Genomic DNA, 20,460 nt, shown 5'->3' on the forward strand with positions numbered 1-20,460 from the left:
GCAATCCCGGCTGCCTCCGTGGCTCTGGATTGCTTCGGGTCGCTCGCAATGACGTGGAGGGATAAGCGAAGGCCTCACACCCCCGCCATCATCACGTATTTGATCTCGACATATTCGTCCATGCCGTGATGCGACCCTTCGCGCCCCAGGCCGCTTTCCTTGACACCGCCGAAGGGCGCGACCTCGGTGGTGATGAGGCCGGTGTTGACGCCGACCATGCCTGATTCCAGCGCTTCGGCGACACGCCAGACGCGGCCGAGATCGCGGGAGTAGAAGTAGGAGGCGAGGCCGAACGGCGAGGCGTTGCACATCGCGATGACGTCAGCCTCGTCCTTGAAGCAGATCACCGGTGCGAGCGGGCCGAAGGTTTCTTCCTGCGACACCAGCGAATCCGGCTTGACGTCGGCGAGCACCGTCGGCTCGAAGAACGAGCGGCCGAGCTCGCTGCGCTTGCCGCCGGTGACGACCTTGGCGCCGCGCTTGATGGCGTCGGCGATGTGACGTTCGACCTTGTCGACCGCCTTCATGTTGATCAGAGGTCCTTGCGTGACGCCGCTCTCGGTGCCGTCGCCGATCTTCATCGCCGCGACCTTCTTCGACAGTTTCTGCACGAACTCGTCGTAGATCCCGTCCTGGGCGTAGATGCGGTTGGCGCAGACGCAGGTCTGGCCCATGTTGCGATACTTCGAGACGATCGCGCCTTCGACCGCGGCATCGACGTCGGCGTCGTCGAACACGATGAACGGCGCGTTGCCGCCGAGCTCGAGGCCGAGCCGCTTCACGCCGACCGAGGCCTGCTGATAGAGGATCTTGCCGACGGCGGTCGAGCCGGTGAAGCCGACGAAGCGAACGGCCGGATGCTCGCACAGCACCTTGCCGATCGGCGGCGCGTCACCGGTGATGATGTTGAGCACGCCCTTGGGGATGCCGGCCTTCTCGGCGAGCACGGCGAGCGCCAGCGCCGACAGCGGCGTCTCGTTGGCGGGCTTGAGCACCACGGTGCAGCCTGCCGCCAGCGCCGGCGAGACCTTTCGGGTGATCATGGAGTTCGGGAAATTCCACGGCGTGATCGCGCCGCAGACGCCGATCGGCTGCTTGATCGCGAGCAGGCGCGCATCGGGCCGCTGCGTCGGGATAGTCTCGCCATAGACGCGGCGAGCTTCCTCGGCGAAGAACTCGATATAGGCGGCGCCGATATCGACCTCGCCGAGCGCCTCGGAGAGCGGCTTGCCCTGCTCGGAGGTGAGGATCAGCGCGAGATCCTCGCGGTTGGCGACGATCAGCTCGAACCATTTGCGCAAGATGTTGGAGCGCTGCTTGGCGGTGTGCTTGGCCCAGCCCGGAAAGGCACGCTGGGCGGCTTCGACCGCCTTGGTGGTATCGTCAGCACCAAGCTGCGGAACCTTTGCGAGCTCGACGCCGGTGGCGGGATTGTTGACGGCAAAGACCGGCGTACCGACCCAGGCGCCGTCGATGTAACAGGCCTCCTTCAGCAGCGATGGGTCCTTCAACCGGTCACGCAGGGTGGCAGTGGCTTGCGTGGTGCGGGCGGCGGCGGTCGGGGTCATGGCGTTCTCCCTGAGGCGATCGGATCGGCCCGGAATATAGGGATAGACGGTGCGCAATGCACCGCCCGCAACGCACATCAGCCTTCCACTAAATTGAAGCCCGCCTCAGGCCGCGCCGCTGATATAGGTCTCGCGGCGGCCGATCATGCGCTCGGCCGCGGCCTTGGCGTCCGCCTTCGTGGACGTCGCGCACGTCCGGTATTCGAGATCAGGGACGTGAGAGGTATCCCGACGGCCGAACCAGGATTTTGAGCCGACCGGCAGCAGCGCCAGCGCCTGCGCCAGATTGTCGACGGCGCCGAAAGAATAGAGTGCGCCGGTGCCGGCAATGCGGACCTCGTAAATGCCGGGCGAAATCGGCGCCTCCAGGTTCTCGCCGCGTCCCGGACGGGGATAGCGCTTCCATTCGCTCCAGGTCGAAATCATCTGAGGTCCCCCTCGCCGCCCATCCACGGCCGGCAACATTTGCATCAAGTCTTAATCGGCCCATGGATCGGACCGGGCGCTGAACGCGGCAGCTCACGAAATGTTTCAGGTGTCCGAAAACTCACGAAACATATCGCCTGCAGCCCGTCTCAGGTGAGAGCGAATTCCGGCAATCCACCACAGATTGTGAGGGAGCGTCACCGTTCTGCCCCGTTGTCGTCCTGCGTGAGATCAAGACCGTCAAGTCACGACATCGCGACTAGCGCAGGACCATAGATGCGCTTGCCGCGCCGGGCATGCGGGAGGACAATCGATCACTTCCAACAATAATCAAATCCGAGGAAACCCCATGCAAAGCCAAGCACAGATCGATGAGATTCTGCGTCAGAAGAGCGAGACCAAGGAGATTCCGGGCATCGTCGCCATCGCCGCCAGCGGCAGCGATGTGCTGTATCAGGGCGCATTCGGCAAGCGCGACCTGTCCAAGCCTGATGCGATGACAATCGACAGCGTGTTCTGGATCGCGTCGATGACGAAGGCGGTGACATCAGCGGGCGCGATGCAGCTGGTCGAGCAGGGCAAGCTGTCGCTGGATGCGCCGATCGGCGATGTGTTGCCCGATCTCGCCAATCCGCAGGTGCTCGAAGGCTTTGATGCCAATGGCGAACCAAAACTGCGGCCGGCGAAGGGCGCGATCACGCTGCGCCATCTCATGACCCACACTGCCGGTTTTGCCTACAACGTGTGGAACGGCGATTGCGCGCAATATCTGGAGAAGACCGGAACGCCGAACATCTTCTCCTGCCAGAACGTTGCGCTGAAGACGCCGATCATGTCCGATCCGGGCACGCGCTGGGAATATGGCATCAACATCGACTTCGTCGGTAAGGCGGTGGAAGCCGTGAGCGGCAAGCGTCTCGATGCTTACTTGCGCGATAACATGTTCACACCGCTCGGCATGAACGACACCGCCTTCAAGATCACCGACGACATGCGCCAGCGCCTGGTCGCCACGCACGCACGCGGCGAGGATGGATCGCTGGCGCCGATTCCGTTCGAGATCGAACAGAATCCGGAATTCCACATGGGCGGCGGCGGCCTCTACAGCACGGCCGGCGACTACATCAATTTCACCCAGATGATCCTGAACAAGGGCCGAGGCAACGGCAACCAGGTGCTGAAGCCCGAGACGGTCGCGCTGATGGGCCAGAACCACATCGGCGATCTCACCGTTGACAAAATGACGACGGTTGCACCCATGTACACCAACGATGTCGATCTCTTCCCTGACATCGTGAAGAAATGGGGGCTGTCCTTCCTGATCAATACCGCCAAAACGCCGGAGGGCCGCAGTGCCGGCAGCCTCGCCTGGGCTGGTCTCGCCAACACCTATTTCTGGATCGACCCGGCGCGCGATGTTTCCGGCGTGATCCTAATGCAGGTGTTGCCATTCGTCGACGCGAAGTGTTTGGAGGCGTTCGCGGCATTCGAGCGCGGGGTCTATACCGGGCTGGATGCTGCTGGAAGCGGGCAGAAGGCGGCGTGAGGGGCTAAGTTCTCGCCACACGCGTCATGGCCGGGCTTGTCCCGGCCATCCACGAAAACCACGCGTGAACTAGAACGTGGATGCCCGGGACATAGGCGCGCGAAGCGCGCCGTCCTTCGGCCGGCTATGCCCAGGCATGACGACGATCGGTGAGGACCGCGCCTGCATCCAACATCGTCATTGCGAGCGCAGCGAAGCAATCCAGTCTGCCTCAACGGGAAGATTCTGGATTGCTTCGCTTCGCTCGCAATGACGGGAGGGAGCTTTGGTCTACCCCGTCAGCCCGCGCTGCTGCGCGAGCTCCTTCAGCGACACGAGCGGACGCGCGCCGATGTGCTGGATCACTTCGGCAGCCGCGAGCGCGCCGAGCTCGCCGCACTGCTTGTAGCCGAAATTGCGCGCCAGGCCGTACAGGAAGCCTGCAGCGAAGAGATCGCCGGCGCCGGTGGTGTCGACCACCTTGTCGACCGGGAACGCTGGAGCCGCGATGGCGTCTTCCGACGACACCACCATGCAGCCCTTCTCGCTGCGGGTGACGACGCCGAGATTGACGTCGTCGCGCAGCTGCTTCAGCGCGGTGTCGAAATCCGAAGTCATGTAGAGCGAATGCAGCTCGGACTCGTTGGCGAAGACGATGTCGACGGTGCCATTGCGCATCAACGAGAGAAACTCGTCGCGATAGCGGTCGACGCAGAAGGAATCCGACAGCGTCAGCGCCACCTTGCGCTTGGCATCATGTGCGATCTTGGCGGCCTTGACGAAGGCGTCCTTGGCGTTCTTGGGGTCCCAGAGATAGCCTTCGAGATAGACGATTGCAGCGCCGGCGATCTCGGCCGGGTCGATGTCGGCGGGCGACAGGTCCTGCGCCGCGCCGAGATAGGTGTTCATGGTGCGCTCGCCGTCGCCGGTGACCAGGATGTAGGAGCAGCCGGTGGCGGGGCCGTCCTTGGCGGCGGGCGTGTTGAAGGCAACGCCGGCGGCGCGGATATCGTGAACGTAAAGCTTACCGATCTGGTCGTCCTTGACCTTTCCGACGTAAGCGGCGCGTGCCCCCAGGCTGCCGATGCCGACGATGGTGTTGGCGGCCGAGCCGCCCGAGACCTCGGTCGCCGGACCCATGTCCTTGTAGATAGCGGCCGCGCGCGCCTCGTCGATCAGCGACATGCTGCCCTTGGCCATGCCATGCTTCGCCAGAAAGGCCTCGTCGGTCCGAACCAGCACGTCGAACAGCGCGTTGCCGATGCCGAGAACGTCATATTTCACGTCAGCCATTCACCTTGATCCTGTTTGCCGGATTGCGATCCTTACGGAAATCCGCTTCCTGTCGGCCTGAAATCCAAGCTCGCGGCCTATCACGACCGGGCCTTTGCGGGCAAGCAACGGTATTCTCGAGGGCATGATCCGCTCCTTTCTCACCGTCTCGACGGGAACATTGGCCTCGCGGCTGCTGGGTTTTGCCCGCGATTCCCTGATCGCGGCGCTGCTCGGCACCGGCGCCGTGGCGGACGCGTTTCTGGCGGCGTTTCAGCTCGTCAACGTGGTGCGCCGGCTGCTCAGCGAGGGCGCGCTGAACGCGGCGCTGATCCCGGCCTGGTTGCGTGCCCGGGATCGCGACGGGGCGGCGGCCGCAGCGGCGTTCGCCGGACGCGTGCTCGGCACGGTCAGCGCGGCTCTGATCGTGATCTCGATCGTCATTGCGCTTCTGATGCCGCTGATCATCGCGGTTATCGCGCCGGGATTCCTTGGCAGCGGCACGCTCGATCGCGCGGTTGAGAACGCGCGGCTGATGCTGCCTTATCTCGCCTTCGCCGGTCCCGTCACTGTGCTGATGGGGCTGCTCAATGCGCAGGGCCGCTTCGCGCTGACGGCGTTCTCGCCGCTGCTGTTCAATATCGCGCTGATCGCCGCGATCGCGGTGCTGCTCGTCCGGCATGCTGACGCCAGTTTCGCTGCGTGGATCTTGGCGGCCACCGTCGGCATCGCCGGCCTGCTGCAGCTGCTGATGCTGCTGTCGCAGCGAAGCGCGCGCCTTGCGACGCCGCTGCGCGCCAGTTTCGACAAGGAGATGCGTGGCTTCTTCGCCAAGGCGATCCCCGGCATGATCGCAAGCTCGGGGCCGCAATGGCTGATGGTGGCCGGTGCGATCATCGCGTCCGCGACGCCGTCCGCGGTGTCCTGGCTCTATTTCGCCAACCGCTTGATCGAGCTTCCGCTCGGCATTGTCGGCGTCGCCATGGGCACCGTGCTGGTGCCGGAGCTGACGCGCGCCGTGAGCAGCGGCGATCGCGACGCGGTGGCCCACGCCGAATCCCGCGCGCTGGAGCTTGCGGCCGGGCTGGCGCTGCCGGCGACGCTCGGCCTGGTCGTGCTCGCCGAGCCGATCGTGCGGCTGTTGTTCGAGCATGGTGCGTTCGGCGCGGAGGACAGCGCGGCCACCGCACATGCGTTGATGTGGCTGGCGCTGGGCCTGCCGGCGCATGTGCTGATCAAGGCGCTATCGCCGGCCTTCTACGCCCGCAGCGACACGATGACGCCGCTGCTCGCAACCGCGATAGGTTTCGTGGTCGCTGTCGTGCTGGCCATCCTGCTCGGCCATGTCTTCGGGGCCAACGGGATCGCGGCGAGCATCGCGGCCGGCGCCTGGAGCAGCGCGCTCTCGCTGCTGCACAAAGGTAGGGCCGAGTTCGGCTTCTCGGTCGACGCCAGCGCCCGCACGCGATTGCCGCGGATCGTGCTGGCCGCGATCGCCATGGGCGCCCTGCTCTGGCTGACCGCGGGACTGGTGCCGGCCGAGACTCATGGTTTGATCAAATTCGTCGTGCTGGGTGTGCAGATCGCGGCCGGAATTGCCGTCTACGGCCTGCTGCTGCAGATCCTCGGTGCCGCCTCCTGGCGCGAGGCGGTTAACGCGCTGAAACGACCCAGCTGAACCACGAACCCAGCGAAATACCCTTGACGGGGCAGCGCCGCTGTTGGAAACGACGGCCCGAATACCTTCCAGGAAGGCGACCATGGCATTCGTTGAACGGGTCTTTTCGGGCGTCCAGCCGACGGGCAATCTGCATCTCGGCAATTACCTCGGCGCGATCGTCAACTTCGTGAAGATGCAGGAAACCCACAATTGCATCTATTGCGTCGTCGACATGCACGCGATCACGCAAGGGGTGGACGTCTGGGGCGGACCGGTCGAGCTCGCGCGCAACACCCGCGAGGTGACCGCCGCGTTCATCGCGGCCGGCATCGATCCCAAGAAGCACATCGTGTTCAACCAGAGCCAGGTCTCGGGCCATGCCGAGCTCGCCTGGATCTTCAACTGTGTCGCGCGCATGGGCTGGCTCGGCCGCATGACCCAGTTCAAGGAAAAGGCCGGCAAGGACCGCGAGAACGCATCGGTCGGGCTGTTCGATTATCCCGTGCTGATGGCGGCGGACATCCTGCTGTATCGCGCCACGCACGTGCCGGTCGGCGAGGACCAGAAACAGCATCTCGAGCTCTCGCGCGACATCGCGCAGAAGTTCAACAACGATTTCGGCGATTCCATTCGCGCGCAGGGTCACAATGACGGCCTGTTCTTCCCGCTGCCGGAACCGCTGATCACCGGCCCGGCGACGCGCGTGATGAGCTTGCGCGACGGCACCAAGAAGATGTCGAAGTCGGATGCCTCCGACAATTCGCGTATCAATCTCACCGACGATGCCGACACCATCGCGCAGAAGATCCGCAAGGCGAAGACCGATCCGGAGCCGCTGCCGACGGAGGAAAAGGGCCTGGAAGCGCGGCCCGAGGCCGACAATCTCGTCGGCATCTTCGCCGCGCTGTCCGGCCGCTCCAAGGCCGACGTGCTGCGCGAGTTCGGCAACGGCCAGTTCTCCAGCTTCAAGAACGCGCTGGCGGAGCTGTGCGTGACAAAACTCGCGCCGATCGCCGGCGAGATGAAGCGCCTCGTCGCCGACCCCGGCCATATCGACGCGATCCTGAACGAGGGATCCGACCGGGCGCGCGCGATCGCCGACGAGACCATGAAGCTGTCCAAGGACATCGTCGGCTTCATCCGCTGTCGATAGGCGTCAGGGGGCCGGCGGCCGCGTCTCCTCTCCCCAAGCGGGAGGGAGTGTGGCAGCATGCTCCCCGTGCACACGCCGGGACATGCATGACCAGCAAGCGACTTTGCTACGAGCCGGGTCACAAGCCCAAATGCCTCGTCATCGTCGACGACAGCGCCGAATGGGACCGCGCGGTCTATTACGCCAGCCGCTGGGCGATTCGCGCCGGCGGCGAGGTGGTGCTGCTGCGCATCATCGAGCCGGAGCAGCAGAGCCAGGAATGGCTTGGTGTCGCCGACATCATGCGCGCCGAGGCGCAGGAAGCCGCCGAAGCCGCGCTCGACCGTGCCGCCGGGAGAGCCAACGGCATCGCTGCGATCACGCCGGAGCGGGTGATCCGCGAAGGCGAAGCGTTGGAGCAGCTGCTCGCGGTGATCGATGAGGACCCCGAGATCGCCATGCTGGTGCTCGCCGCCAATCCCGGCGCGGAAGGCCCGGGACCTTTGGTCACGCTGCTCGCGCATGCGCTCGGCACCTTCCCGGTGCCGGTGACGATCATCTCGGGCGCTCTGAGCGACCAGAGCGTGGATTCGCTGTCGTAGCAGCGCTGCTTCTTACCCTCCCCTGGAGGGGGAGGGTCGGCTCATGTCGAGCGGAGCGAGGCATGAGACGGGGTGGGGTGACGGTCTCTCCTCATCCAACAGTGCCCGTGTTGAGAGATCACCCCCGCTCGCGCTACGCGCGATCGACCCTCCCCCTCCAGGGGAGGGTCGGCTGAGGACAACCATCTGATTTTTATGAACTAATATCCCGTCGCCCCCTTGATCGTGCGTTCGTCGTCGCCATCTGCTAGGGGATGGAGCACGCGCCGGCCTTGAACCGGTGACGTCTGGAGAAAACCATGTTCATTCAAACCGAAGCCACCCCCAATCCCGCCACGCTGAAGTTCATTCCCGGCCGCGTCGTGGTCGACGGCACCCCAGTGGAGTTTTCGAGCCGCGAAGCCGCTGGCCGTTCGCCGCTCGCCGAAAAGCTGTTCGACGTGCCCGGCGTCACCGGCGTGTTCTACGGATCTGACTTCATCACCGTGACCAAGGCGAGCGGTGAATGGCAGCAGCTCAAGCCCGCGATCCTCGGGGCCATCATGGAGCACTACATGTCGGGCGCGCCGCTGCTCGCCGGAGGCGAAGCGCACAGCGATGCCGATTTCGACGACGAACACGAGTTCTTCGACGAGGCCGACGCCGAGACGGTCGACATGATCAAGGACCTGATCGAGACCCGGGTGCGGCCTGCGGTCGCCAATGACGGCGGCGACATCACGTTCCGCGGCTTCAAGGACGGCATCGTCTATCTCAACATGAAGGGCGCCTGCTCCGGCTGCCCGTCATCGACCGCGACGCTCCAGCACGGCATTCAGAACCTGCTCAAGCACTTCGTGCCCGACGTGGTCGAAGTCCGGCCGATGTAGGCGAACTGTCGTAGGGTGGGCAAAGCAAAGCGTGCCCACCTTTGCTTTCGGCGACAAAAGTGGTGGGCACGGTGCGAGAGCCCTTTGCCCACCCTACGAGATACGGCGCTATCAGGGGCTACGAATAGTGAATGACAAATGGCGGATAGGCGCTTGGTTCGCTAGACTGCTCTCCATTCGCCACTCGCCATTCGCTTTTTCATGCTGATCCTTGCCATCGATACTGCGCTGGAAGCTTGCGCGGCGGCCGTGCTGGACACCGATGCCGGCGAGTTCCTCGCGCAGGAGCAGCAGCTCATGAAGCGCGGCCATGCCGAGGCGTTGATGCCGATGATCGCGCGCGTAATGCAATCTGCCGATCTCGCCTTCACCTCGCTCGACCGCATTGCGGCCACCGTCGGCCCCGGTAGCTTCACCGGCTTGCGCGTCGGCATTTCCGCGGCGCGCGGCCTTGCGCTCGCAGCCGGCAAGCCGGCCGTGGGGCTGACGACATTGTCGGCCTATGCGGCCGCCATCGTCTGCCAGCGCAAATCGGCACCTGTGATCTCTGCAATCGATGCACGGCACGATCACGTCTATTTCCAGATCGTCGCCGGCGACGGCAGCCAGCTGGTGCGGCCGGGCGTCGCGCCCATCGACGAGGCGATTGCGGCCTCGCAATTCGGTCAACCGCATCTGGTCGGCAATGCCGCCAAGATCCTCGCCGATCGCTGGCCGAAGGACGGACCGCAGCCGGTCGCGGTCGACGCGCAGCCTGCGCCCGACATCGGCTGGGTCGCATGGCTCGGAGCCGCAGCCGATCCCGAGACGAACCCGGCGCGGCCGTTCTATCTGAAGGCGCCCGACGCAAAGCCGGCCGCAACTCCGCCGCTCGCCCAAGCCGCGAGCTCATGATGAGATGGCTGTCGGAATGGTGGCGCGGCGGCACGGCCGCCGTCGAGCCGGCTTCCGTGCGCGACGCCGTGCGGCTGGCGCAGCTGCACGGCGCCTCCTTTGCGCACGGCTGGGGCGAGGGCGAGTTCGAGAGCATGATCAGCGAGCGCAACACGCTGGTGCATCGCTTGCGTCTCGGCCGCAAGACGATCGGCTTTGCGGTGTCGCGGATCGGCGCGGACGAAGCGGAAATTCTCTCGATTGCGGTGGACGGGGCGTATCGCGGCCGCGGTCTCTCCCGCACGCTGCTGATGACCCATCTCGGCCACCTCGCCGGGCGCGGCGTGCGCACAATATTTCTCGAAGTCGAGGAAAATAACCAGCCGGCGCGGCGGCTCTACGTCGGGTGCGGATTCGTGGTGGTCGGACGCCGCGATCGCTACTATAAGCAGCCCAACGGGGAACAATTGAACGCCCTTCTGATGCGACGTGACTTGTCGTAACATTGGTGGCAGAAAGCCCCGCCAGGCAGACAACGCTATGACCACACTAAAATCTTCCTCTGCATCCAAGGCGTCCGATATCGAGTCGCGCTGTGCCGCCACGGGTATGCGCATGACCGAGCAACGCCGCGTCATCGCTCGCGTGCTCGCGGAAGCGATCGATCATCCCGATGTCGAGGAACTGTACCGGCGCTGCGTTGCGGTCGACGACAAGATCTCGATCTCGACCGTCTATCGCACCGTGAAGCTGTTCGAGGATGCCGGCATCATCGAGCGCCACGATTTCCGCGAGGGCCGCGCGCGCTACGAGCAGATGCGCGACAGCCATCACGACCACCTCATCAATCTACGCGACGGCAAGGTGATCGAGTTCACCTCCGACGAGATCGAGAAGCTTCAGGCGGAGATCGCCCGCAAGCTCGGCTACAAGCTGGTCGATCACCGGCTCGAGCTCTATTGCGTCCCGCTCGACGATGACAAGCCGACGAATTGATTTAGTGCCCATCGATCTCATCATCTTCGATTGCGACGGCGTGCTCGTGGACAGCGAGGTGATCTCCTGTCGCGCGCATGCGGATGTGCTGACGCGGCACGGCTATCCGATCACGTCGGAGCAGGTGTCCGAGCGCTTCCTTGGCCGCTCGACAAAACAGGCCAACCTCGAGATCGAAACCGAACTCGGCCGGAAGCTGCCCGAGGCTTATCATGGCGATCTGCAGGACGAGCTGTTTCGCGCATTCGAAGCCGACCTCGAAGCCATTCGCGGCATCCACGACGTGCTCGATGTGGTCACGCAAGCCGTGTGCGTCGCCTCGAGCGGTTCGCATTCGCGTATGCAGGTGAGTCTCGGAAGCACGGGAGTCTATGAACGCCTTGCGCCGAACATCTTCTCGTCCTCGCAGGTTGCGAACGGCAAGCCGGCGCCGGACCTATTCCTGTTCGCGGCCAAGGAAATGCGCGTACCGCCCGAGCGCTGCGTCGTCATCGAGGATAGCCTGGCCGGCATCTCCGGGGCGCGGGCAGCCGGTATGATCGTGTTCGGCTTCTGCGGCGGCAGCCATTGCGGGGACGGCCATGCCGAACGCCTGCGCCAAGCCGGCGCCAACCTGACCTTTGCCGACATGCATCAACTGCCGGAGCTGGTCCGGCGGGTCGAGACGGACGCCCTGGCGGGCTGATGGTTGCCGTCATTCCAGGGCGCCTCGAAGAGGCGAACCCGGAATCTCGCGCCAAAAGCTCTGGATTCCGGGTTCGCGACGGCGTCGCGCCCCGGAATGACAGCCAACAAATACCCCATTCGCTGGATTTTCGCCCCTCCAGCCTATATCTGAGGGCCGTCCTCCACCGCCATTTTCGGGTTCCATGACGCCGCCGCGCAAGCTGCACATCAAATCATATGGCTGCCAGATGAACGTCTACGATGCCCAGCGCATGGTGGATACGCTGGCGCCGGAAGGATTCGTGGAGACGGCGAGCGCAGAGGATGCCGACCTCGTCATCCTCAACACCTGCCACATCCGCGAGAAGGCCTCGGAGAAGGTCTATTCCGAGCTCGGCCGGCTGCGCCTCGCCAAGGACGAGGCCGCGCGCGGAGGCCGGACGATGCAAATCGCGGTCGCGGGCTGCGTGGCGCAGGCCGAGGGCGAGGAGATCGTGCGCCGGGCGCCTGTCGTCGATGTCGTGGTGGGACCGCAGAGCTATCATCATCTGCCGGAGCTCTTGAAACGCGCCGGCGACGAGGGCCGTGCGATCGAGACCGAGTTTCCCGCGGCCGACAAGTTCGGCTTCCTGGCCCAGCCGAAGCCCGATGCGATCCGCGCGCGCGGCATTTCCGCCTTCGTCACGGTGCAGGAAGGCTGCGACAAGTTCTGCACCTTCTGCGTCGTGCCCTACACGCGCGGCGCCGAAGTCTCGCGCCCCGTGGCGAAGATCGTCGAGGACGTGAAGCGGCTCGCCGACAACGGCGTGCGCGAGCTCACCTTGATCGGGCAGAACGTCAACGCCTATCACGGCGAGGGGCCGGATAGAAAAATCTGGCCGCTCGGCCGGTTGCTCGAACATCTGGCGGCGATTCCCGGTATCGCGCGACTGCGCTATTCGACCAGCCATCCCCGCGACGTCGACGACAGCCTGATTGCGGCCCATCGCGATCTCGGTGCCCTGATGCCGTTCGTGCACCTGCCGGTGCAATCGGGCTCGGACCGGATTCTGGCGGCCATGAACCGCAAACATACCGCCGATGATTACCGCCGCGTCATCGACCGTTTCCGCAGTGCACGCCAAGACATTGCTTTTTCATCAGATTTCATCGTCGGCTTCCCTGGCGAGAGCGAGCAAGATTTTCGCGCCACTCTCGCGCTTGTCACGCAAATCGGCTACGCTGCGGCCTATTCGTTCAAATACTCCGCCCGGCCGGGAACGCCGGCCGCGGACATGCAGGAGACGGTGTCCCCCGCCGAGATGGACCAGCGATTGGAGCGGCTCCAGGAACTGATCGACAGCCAGCAATCGGCCTTCAACAAGGCCGCGATTGGCTCAACGGTCGACGTGCTGTTCGAGCGTCCGGCGCGCAAGGAGGGCCAGATCGTGGGCCGTACCGCCTACCTGCAGCCCGCCCATGTGATGGCCTCGTCCGACATCATCGGACAAATCCTGCCGGTCCGCATCGACAGCCTCGAGCGCTACAGTTTTCTCGGCGAGCTCGTGACGCCGCATGGCGCGCGCGAGCCCGCTTTATCGCAAGCCACTGGAGCCTGAACCCTTGCCAAAAAGCGCATCGGATTCGTCTTCGTTCGCTCCCAGCCGCAAATTTGACCGCGACATGCAAGTTCCGCCCGAAACCCAGGTCGTCATCGACTTCGACGACAATCGCGCCGCTTCCGCGCTGGTCGGCCCGTACGGCCAGCATCTGGCGCAGATCGAGCGGCGGCTCGGCGTGATCGTCGATTCCAAGGGCAACCACATCACCATCGGCGGCACCCGCGACGGCTGCGACGCCGCGCGCCGCGTGCTGGAAATGCTCTACACGCAAGCGGTGAAAGGGCAGGATCTCGACCAGGGCGAGGTCGAAGGCGCCATCCGCGCCGTGATCGCGCAGGGCTCATTGTTCGAGTTCGACGCCAAATCGGCCAAATCGACCTTCGACAGCATCAACCTGCGCAAGCGCCCGGTGCGCGCGCGCACGGCCGCGCAGGACTCCTACATCCGTGCCCTGAAACGGCACGAGCTGGTGTTCGGCATCGGTCCCGCCGGCACCGGCAAAACCTGGCTCGCCGTCGCCCATGCCGCGCAGCTGTTCGAGCGCAAGGAGGTCGATCGCATCATCCTGTCGCGTCCGGCGGTGGAAGCCGGCGAGCGGCTCGGCTTCCTGCCCGGCGATCTCCGCGAGAAGGTCGATCCTTATCTGCGGCCGATCTATGATGCGCTCTACGACCTCATGGATGCGCGCATCGTCGAGCGCGCGCTGCAGACCGGAGAGATCGAGATCGCGCCGCTCGCCTTCATGCGCGGCCGTACGCTGACCAACGCCGCCATCATCCTGGACGAGGCCCAGAACACCACGTCGATGCAGATGAAGATGTTCCTGACGCGTCTCGGCGAGAACAGCCGGATGATCGTGACAGGCGATCCCTCGCAGATCGACCTGCCGAACGGCCAGACCTCGGGCCTGGCCGAGGCCACACGCCTCTTGAACGGCGTCGAGGGAATTGCCCAGGTTCATTTCAAGGCCGAGGACGTGATCCGCCACGAACTGGTGGCGCGGATCGTCGCCGCCTACGAAGGGCCGCCGCAGCGGCCGGCCACCGGTCAATCCTGACGAGGCAACACCGGACCCAGAGGGCGCGAACACGGCGCCCTTCGTCCCAGACAACACAATGTCCCATCCCAACCTTCCCATGACCGAGGTCCTCGTCGTCGCCGATTGCTGGCAGCGTGAGCCTGATTCCGAAGCCGTGATCCAGCGCGCCGTGGCGGCCGCCGCCGAGAGCGTCGAAGACGACGTTGCCGACGCGGAAGTGGCTGTGATGCTGACCGATGACGCCGGCATCCGTGCCCTCAACAGCAACTGGCGCGGTATCGACAAGCCCACCAACGTGCTCTCGTTCCCCGCGCTCCAGCCGGAGGGCGAATGGAAACCTGGCGATGCGCCGCGCATGCTCGGCGACATCGCGATCGCCTATGAAACCATGCGGCGCGAGGCGGACGAGGAACAAAAGCCGTTCGACCACCATTTGAGCCATCTCGCCGTGCATGGATTCCTGCACCTGATCGGTTACGACCACGAGAACGACAGCGACGCCGAGGAGATGGAAGCGCTCGAACGTGAGATCCTGGCTCATCTCGGCATACCCGATCCCTATGCAGACCGCCCGGGGACGCATTGAGATGCCGGATTCCGATCCGATCCAAGACAATCCGCGCAACACGGCCAATTTGCCGGCCGTGGTGACGCAAGGCGAGGTGATGCGCCCAACGGCGGACAACTGGCTGCTGCGCGCCATCCGGACGCTGTTCGGCTGGAAGGCGGGATCGGTCCGCGACGACCTGCAGGTCGTGCTGGACGCGACGACACCCGACGACACCGGCTTTTCCGCCGTCGAGCGCACCATGCTGCGCAACATCCTCGGCCTGCACGAGCGCCGTATCGCCGACGTCATGGTGCATCGCGCCGACATCGTCGCAGTGAAGCGCGACATCCCGCTCGGGGAACTGATGGACCGCTTCGAGAGCGCCGGCCATTCCCGCCTCGTGGTCTTCAACGAGACGCTCGACGATCCCGTCGGCATCGTCCACATCCGCGACCTGCTCGCATTCATGACCGCGCGCGCCCGCGTATCGGAAGCCACCAAGACCAAGCGCAAGAAGCCGCTGCCGGCCGGGCTCGACCTGCGCGCCGTCGATCTCGCGCTGCCGCTTCATGACGCGCACATCATCCGCAAGCTGCTCTACGTGCCGCCGTCCATGCGGGCGATCGACCTGCTCGCGCAGATGCAGGCCTCGCGCATCCATCTGGCACTGGTGGTCGACGAATATGGCGGCAGCGACGGGCTGGTCTCGATCGAGGACATCGTCGAGCAGATCGTCGGCGAGATCGACGACGAACACGACAGCGACGAGCCGCCTTCGATCGTGCGCCTGCCCGACAACGCCTTCATCGCCGACGCCCGCGCCAGCCTCGACGACGTCCGCTCGGTGATCGGCGAAGACTTCGTCACCGGCGAGGCCGGCGAGGAGGTGGAAACGCTGGGCGGCTATCTCGTCAGCTTCGTCGGACGCCTGCCGGTGCGCGGCGAGGTGATCTCGGGTCCCGGCACCTACGAGGTCGAGGTCCTCGATGCCGATCCGCGCCGTGTCAAGCGGCTGCGCATCTCGACACGGAAGGAGCGTCCGGCGCCGCGTACCCAGCGCGAGAGCCGGCGCCGCGAGGCCACGCCGGAGAGCGGACAACCGCCGGCCAGCGACACCCCCACGCCGCCGCCGAGCGACGGGGCCGGCCCGCAGTGAGTCCATCGCAGCGACTTCGGCAGATCGCGCTCGCCATCATCCTCACCTGGGGATGGCGGCGCGCCGTCATCGCCATGGCGGCCGGGGCACTATCGGTGCTGGCGCTGGCGCCGTTCAACCTGTTCCCGGTGCTGTTCGTCACCTTCCCGGTGCTGGTCTGGCTGATCGACGGCGCCGGCGGCGGACGCTATGGCGGCGCTCCTGCCGCGGCACTGACCGGCTACTGGTTCGGGCTCGGCTATTTCGTGCCCGGCCTCTACTGGATCGGCTACGCCTTCTTCGTCGATGCCGACACGTTCGCCTGGCTGACGCCGTTCGCCGTGCTGGGGCTGCCGGCCTATCTGTCGATTTTCACGGCGATCGGCTTTGCGCTGGCGCGCCTGCTGTGGACCAAGAACGCCACGCGCGTGCTTGCGCTCGCGGCAAGCCTCACCATCAGCGAATGGCTGCGCGGTCATGCGCTGACCGGCTTTCCCTGGAACGCGTTCGGCTATGCACTCTCCGAGCCACTGCCGCTGGCGCAGACGGCCTCGCTGATCGGCCTGTGGGGCATGACGTTCCTGACGGTTGCGATCTTCGCAAGTCCCGCGACGCTGATCGACCGCACGGCCGATCGCCGCCTGCAATGGCGCATGCCGGCGGCCGCCGTCGCGCTTCTGATTGCCATGGGCATCTTCGGCGCAATCCGCCTCTCGCTGCATCCGACCACGATGGTATCCGGCGCCAAGCTGCGCCTGATGCAGCCGAACCTGCGGCAGGACGCGAAATTCAACTACGCCGCCAAGGCGGAGGTGATGAAGACGTATCTCGCGCTGTCGGACCGCGCCTCCGGCCCGCAATCGACCGGCGTGCGCGATGCCAGCATCCTGATCTGGCCGGAATCCGCCTTTCCGTTCTTCCTAACCCGCGAAGCCGACGCGATGGCGCAAATCGCGGACCTGCTGCCGAAGGGCACCGTGCTGATCACGGGATCGGTCCGCGCGCCCGACCTGCCGCGGGGCGCGCCGATCACGCGCGCCTATAATTCGATCTACGTGATCGATCACGACGGCAGCGTGCTCGCAGTGTACGACAAGCTGCATCTGGTCCCGTTCGGAGAATTTCTCCCCTACCAGGCGCTGATGGAGAAGCTCGGTTTCGAGCAATTGACGCGCGTGCGCGGCGGCTTCATTCCCGGCACCGTGCGGCATGCGCTGCCGGTCCCCAGCGCACCGCCTGCGCTGCCGCTGATCTGCTACGAAGCCATCTTTCCCGGCGAAGTGGCTGGGCGCAACGAACGTCCGGGCTGGATCGTGAACCTCACCAACGACGGCTGGTTCGGTATCTCGACCGGCCCCTATCAGCATCTGGAGCAGTCGCGGATGCGCGCGATCGAGCTCGGATTGCCGCTGGTCCGCTCCGCCAATACCGGCGTCTCCGCAGTGATCGATCCGGTCGGGCGCACGGTCGCGAGCCTCGGCCTCGGAATCGAAGGCATTTTGGACGCAAACCTGCCCGCCGCGATCCCGCCGACCGTCTATGCGCGGGTGGGCGACGTGCCCGCAGCCATGCTCGTCGCGCTCGCCGTGATTGTGGCGGTGCGCCGGCGCGTCGCCAAAGGGTACCCCTGATCGCCTCGCCGCCGACGCCGCCGGAATCCTTTGACAACCGTAGTCCCACGGTTGACAGACTGCAGGTGGGCTCCTCATTCTGCACCGGCTGCGAAAGACAGCGGTACGTTGCTAAATTTCTCCGCAATGTTTCCCAATAAGAGGGTTTGATTTTGACGGTGCTGGCACCCGAGGCATGCTTGATGATTGCGCCGAAGGTGATGTTTGGAGGGCTGAGGAAATGTCGAAAGCGCCCAACCCTGTTGACAAATATGTCGGCAGTCGCGTGCGCATGCGCCGCATCATGTTGGGCATGAGCCAGGAAAAGCTCGGTGAAGCTTTGGGCCTGACTTTCCAGCAGATCCAGAAATACGAGAAGGGCACCAACCGTGTCGGCGCGAGCCGCATCCAGCAGATCGCCGAGATTCTGCAGGTGCCGGTGTCGTTCCTGTTCGAGGGCGGCCCGAGCGGCGTGCCGGGTCCGGAGGGCTTCAGCGAAGGCGCCTCGCCCTCTTACGTCTCGGACTTTCTCGCGACCTCCGAAGGGCTCGCCCTGACCAAGGCCTTCACGCGAATCACCGATTCGAAGATGCGCCGTTCGATCGTCGATCTCGTCGAGCAGATTGCGGCCCGCGAAGGCCCCGACAAGCGCTGAGGCGCCATCTCCATGGCGGTTTGAGACTGCGTCAAATCTGGCCTATGTCGTCATTTATGACCGCGCTTTGATGCGCGTCCGCTTCGATGATGCGATTCACAGGCACAGATGCGTCCATGACTGGCTCCAATTGGTTCGATTCACAAACTATTCTCGATGGCATCCGCCGCTGGGTGGAGATCGAGACGCCGACGGAAGCGCCTGAACAGGTCAACAAGCTGGTCTCCCTGGTCGCGGAGCAATACCGCGACCTGCCGGTCACGCTCGAGCGCATCGCCGGCGTGGATGGCTGCGGCGATCATCTCGTGGTGCGCACGAACTGGGGGCAGGATCGGCCAGGCGTCCTGGTGCTGAGCCACCTCGATACCGTTCATCCCATCGGATTCATCGAGCGCCTGCCGTTCAAGGTCGAAGGCGACGTCGCGTTCGGTCCTGGCATCTACGACATGAAGGGCGGCGCCTACATCGCCCATGACGCCTTTCGCGCACTCTGCGCCACCGGCGACCGCTCGCCGCTCGGCATCACCCACATGTTCACCTCCGACGAGGAGATCGGCAGCCCCACCTCGCGCGCGCTGATCGAGCGAGAGGGACGCAAGGCCAAATATGTACTGGTGACCGAGCCGGCGCGTGACGGCGGCAGGATCGTCACCGGACGCAAGGGCGTCGGACGCTTCCAGGTGTTCATCACAGGCGTGCCCGCACATGCCGGCACGCGTCCGGAGGACGGCCGCAGTGCCGTCCGCGAGCTCGCCAATGTGATCCTGGCGCTGGAAGGGATGAACGATCCGACGCGCGGCGTCACCGTCAATGTCGGCGTGGTGCGCGGCGGCACGCGCCCCAACGTCACGCCGGAAACGGCCTATGCCGAAGTCGATCTGCGCGTCGTGAGCCTCAAGGACGCAGACGAGTTCGTCGGCAAGATTCTCTCTCTGAGATCGAAGACCGACGGCGTTACCGTTGAAGTCACCGGCGAGCTCAATCGACCGCCTTACGAGAAGAGCAATGCAGGCGCCTCGCTGTACGAGCATGCGAAGGCGCTCGCCAGCGAGATCGGCTTCGAGCTGACCGACACCCACACCGGCGGCGGCTCGGACGGCAATTTCACCGCCGCGCACACCGCGACGCTCGACGGGCTCGGCGTCGACGGCAAGGGCGCACACACCCATTATGAGCAACTCTATGTCTCGTCGCTCGCGCCGCGCGCGCGGCTGCTCCATCGCCTGTATCAGACGCTGCGATGAGCGAACGTAAATCAGACCCCGATCGCGAGGACAGCGAGCGCGCCTTCTTCGGACGCCGCAAGGGCCACAAGCTCAGGCAACACCAGGCCGGGTTGATCGAGCAGCTGCTGCCGCATCTTGCGCTCGACATCGCCGGTGAGGCGCCGGCGGACGCCCGCGCGATCTTCGACCCCGCAGCCGAAGATGTCAGACTCGAGATCGGCTTCGGCGGCGGTGAGCATCTTGCGGCCGAAGCGAAGACCTTCCCCGCGACCGGCTTCATCGGCTGCGAGCCCTATGTCAACGGCATGGCAAAGATCCTCGCGCAGATCGAGGCCGCCAATATCGGCAACATCCGCCTGTTCGCGGGCGATGCCGCCGAGCTGCTGGCCTGGCTGCCGAAGGCTTCGCTGTCGCGGATCGACCTGATCCATCCCGATCCCTGGCCGAAGCGGCGACACTGGAAGCGCCGCTTCGTCCAGGACCGGACCATAGCCGCGATGGCTCGCGTGCTCAGGAGCGGCGGCGAATTCCGTTTCGTCTGCGACATCGACGATTACGTCGCCTGGACGCTGTCGCATCTTGCGCGCTCGCAGGACTTCGTCTGGCTCGCCGAACGCGCCGACGATTTCCGACAGCCATGGCCGGGCTACACCATGACGCGCTACGGCCGGAAGGCCGCGCGAGAAGGACGCAAGGCGGCTTATTTGCGGTTCAGGCGGGTCGATTAGCCGTCATTGCGAGGAGCGAAGCGACGAAGCAATCCCTGCCTCCCCGAGAGATTTCTGGATTGCTCACATGGGGATTTGATGTGTCAAGGTTTATGGTCAGCTCTTTGTTCGATTGCAGGCCAGCTCTTCGTCCCGACCGCGGAACTTTTCGGATGGCGCGCGCAGATCAGGTCAAGACCGGCCCGTGAGGGCCGCCGCGAAGCGGCTTGGTCTTGACCTGAGCGAGCACGCCTTCAGGCTCGTTGGGTCGGGAAGTGCGGCGTGAACTACTCCTATGGTTGGCGATCCAAGGGTCGAGCCGGTTTTGGCAATCTGGTTTGCATGCCA

Annotated in this window: 20 protein-coding genes; 17 read left to right on the forward strand and 3 right to left on the reverse strand. The window is 64.9% G+C overall.

The window, feature by feature from the left end:
- Positions 1-74: 74 nt before the first annotated feature.
- A complete protein-coding gene (locus tag P6U29_RS00105) occupies positions 75-1,568 on the reverse strand; it encodes an NAD-dependent succinate-semialdehyde dehydrogenase (protein WP_407115780.1) in 1,494 nt (497 codons plus the stop codon).
- Positions 1,569-1,673: 105 nt separating this feature from the next.
- Complete coding sequence (locus tag P6U29_RS00110; protein ID WP_122400121.1) at positions 1,674-1,994, reverse strand: hypothetical protein; 321 nt, start codon at positions 1,992-1,994, stop codon at positions 1,674-1,676.
- 349 nt (positions 1,995-2,343) lie between these two features.
- Here P6U29_RS00110 and P6U29_RS00115 point away from each other — a divergent pair, with 349 nt between their 5' ends.
- A complete protein-coding gene (locus tag P6U29_RS00115; protein ID WP_407115781.1) occupies positions 2,344-3,540 on the forward strand; it encodes a serine hydrolase domain-containing protein in 1,197 nt (398 codons plus the stop codon).
- A 270-nt stretch (positions 3,541-3,810) separates the two neighbouring features.
- Here the strand turns inward: P6U29_RS00115 and P6U29_RS00120 are convergent, their stop codons facing one another.
- Positions 3,811-4,812 (reverse strand): adenosine kinase, encoded by a 1,002-nt coding sequence (locus P6U29_RS00120; RefSeq protein WP_407115782.1) that lies wholly within the window; start codon positions 4,810-4,812, stop codon positions 3,811-3,813.
- A 124-nt stretch (positions 4,813-4,936) separates the two neighbouring features.
- On the opposite strand from P6U29_RS00120, the gene murJ reads away from it, so the two are divergent.
- The 16 genes from murJ to trmB all read left to right on the forward strand — a co-directional run bounded on the left by murJ (position 4,937) and on the right by trmB (position 20,133).
- Positions 4,937-6,469, forward strand: a complete 1,533-nt coding sequence (gene murJ / locus P6U29_RS00125; RefSeq protein ID WP_407119571.1) for a murein biosynthesis integral membrane protein MurJ — start codon at positions 4,937-4,939, stop codon at positions 6,467-6,469.
- An 82-nt stretch (positions 6,470-6,551) separates the two neighbouring features.
- Entirely contained in the window at positions 6,552-7,604 is a 1,053-nt protein-coding gene (gene trpS, locus P6U29_RS00130) for a tryptophan--tRNA ligase (RefSeq protein WP_407115783.1), read from the forward strand.
- 86 nt (positions 7,605-7,690) lie between these two features.
- Positions 7,691-8,185, forward strand: a complete 495-nt coding sequence (locus P6U29_RS00135) for a universal stress protein (RefSeq protein WP_407115784.1) — start codon at positions 7,691-7,693, stop codon at positions 8,183-8,185.
- A gap of 299 nt (positions 8,186-8,484) precedes the next feature.
- A complete protein-coding gene (locus P6U29_RS00140; RefSeq protein WP_407115785.1) occupies positions 8,485-9,054 on the forward strand; it encodes a NifU family protein in 570 nt (189 codons plus the stop codon).
- A 201-nt stretch (positions 9,055-9,255) separates the two neighbouring features.
- Positions 9,256-9,948, forward strand: a complete 693-nt coding sequence (gene tsaB, locus P6U29_RS00145) for a tRNA (adenosine(37)-N6)-threonylcarbamoyltransferase complex dimerization subunit type 1 TsaB (protein WP_407115786.1) — start codon at positions 9,256-9,258, stop codon at positions 9,946-9,948.
- A complete protein-coding gene (gene rimI / locus P6U29_RS00150; protein WP_407115787.1) occupies positions 9,945-10,430 on the forward strand; it encodes a ribosomal protein S18-alanine N-acetyltransferase in 486 nt (161 codons plus the stop codon). Before tsaB ends, rimI begins: the two co-directional genes overlap by 4 nt.
- Before the next feature lie 37 nt (positions 10,431-10,467).
- Complete coding sequence (locus P6U29_RS00155) at positions 10,468-10,923, forward strand: Fur family transcriptional regulator (RefSeq protein ID WP_027572387.1); 456 nt, start codon at positions 10,468-10,470, stop codon at positions 10,921-10,923.
- A gap of 4 nt (positions 10,924-10,927) precedes the next feature.
- Positions 10,928-11,608, forward strand: coding sequence for an HAD family hydrolase (locus P6U29_RS00160; protein WP_407115788.1), 681 nt, complete (start codon positions 10,928-10,930; stop codon positions 11,606-11,608).
- Positions 11,609-11,792: 184 nt separating this feature from the next.
- Entirely contained in the window at positions 11,793-13,187 is a 1,395-nt protein-coding gene (miaB, locus tag P6U29_RS00165; RefSeq protein ID WP_407115789.1) for a tRNA (N6-isopentenyl adenosine(37)-C2)-methylthiotransferase MiaB, read from the forward strand.
- A gap of 64 nt (positions 13,188-13,251) precedes the next feature.
- Positions 13,252-14,247, forward strand: coding sequence for a PhoH family protein (locus P6U29_RS00170; protein WP_100235264.1), 996 nt, complete (start codon positions 13,252-13,254; stop codon positions 14,245-14,247).
- Positions 14,248-14,305: 58 nt separating this feature from the next.
- Entirely contained in the window at positions 14,306-14,815 is a 510-nt protein-coding gene (gene ybeY, locus P6U29_RS00175; protein ID WP_407115790.1) for an rRNA maturation RNase YbeY, read from the forward strand.
- A gap of 1 nt (position 14,816) precedes the next feature.
- Positions 14,817-15,935, forward strand: a complete 1,119-nt coding sequence (locus tag P6U29_RS00180) for a hemolysin family protein (protein WP_407115791.1) — start codon at positions 14,817-14,819, stop codon at positions 15,933-15,935.
- Positions 15,932-17,545, forward strand: coding sequence for an apolipoprotein N-acyltransferase (lnt, locus tag P6U29_RS00185; RefSeq protein ID WP_407115792.1), 1,614 nt, complete (start codon positions 15,932-15,934; stop codon positions 17,543-17,545). Before P6U29_RS00180 ends, lnt begins: the two co-directional genes overlap by 4 nt.
- A gap of 220 nt (positions 17,546-17,765) precedes the next feature.
- Positions 17,766-18,179 (forward strand): helix-turn-helix domain-containing protein, encoded by a 414-nt coding sequence (locus P6U29_RS00190; RefSeq protein ID WP_024338547.1) that lies wholly within the window; start codon positions 17,766-17,768, stop codon positions 18,177-18,179.
- Positions 18,180-18,265: 86 nt separating this feature from the next.
- On the forward strand, positions 18,266-19,423 hold the full coding sequence (locus tag P6U29_RS00195) for a M20 family metallopeptidase (RefSeq protein WP_407115793.1): 1,158 nt from the start codon (positions 18,266-18,268) through the stop codon (positions 19,421-19,423).
- Positions 19,420-20,133: a tRNA (guanosine(46)-N7)-methyltransferase TrmB gene (gene trmB / locus P6U29_RS00200; RefSeq protein WP_407115794.1), complete on the forward strand. Its 714-nt coding sequence runs from the start codon at positions 19,420-19,422 to the stop codon at positions 20,131-20,133. Before P6U29_RS00195 ends, trmB begins: the two co-directional genes overlap by 4 nt.
- Positions 20,134-20,460: the final 327 nt, after the last annotated feature.

Origin of the sequence: Bradyrhizobium sp. LMG 9283 (assembly GCF_045571415.1) — a bacterium.
Taxonomy (GTDB): Bacteria; Pseudomonadota; Alphaproteobacteria; order Rhizobiales; family Xanthobacteraceae; genus Bradyrhizobium.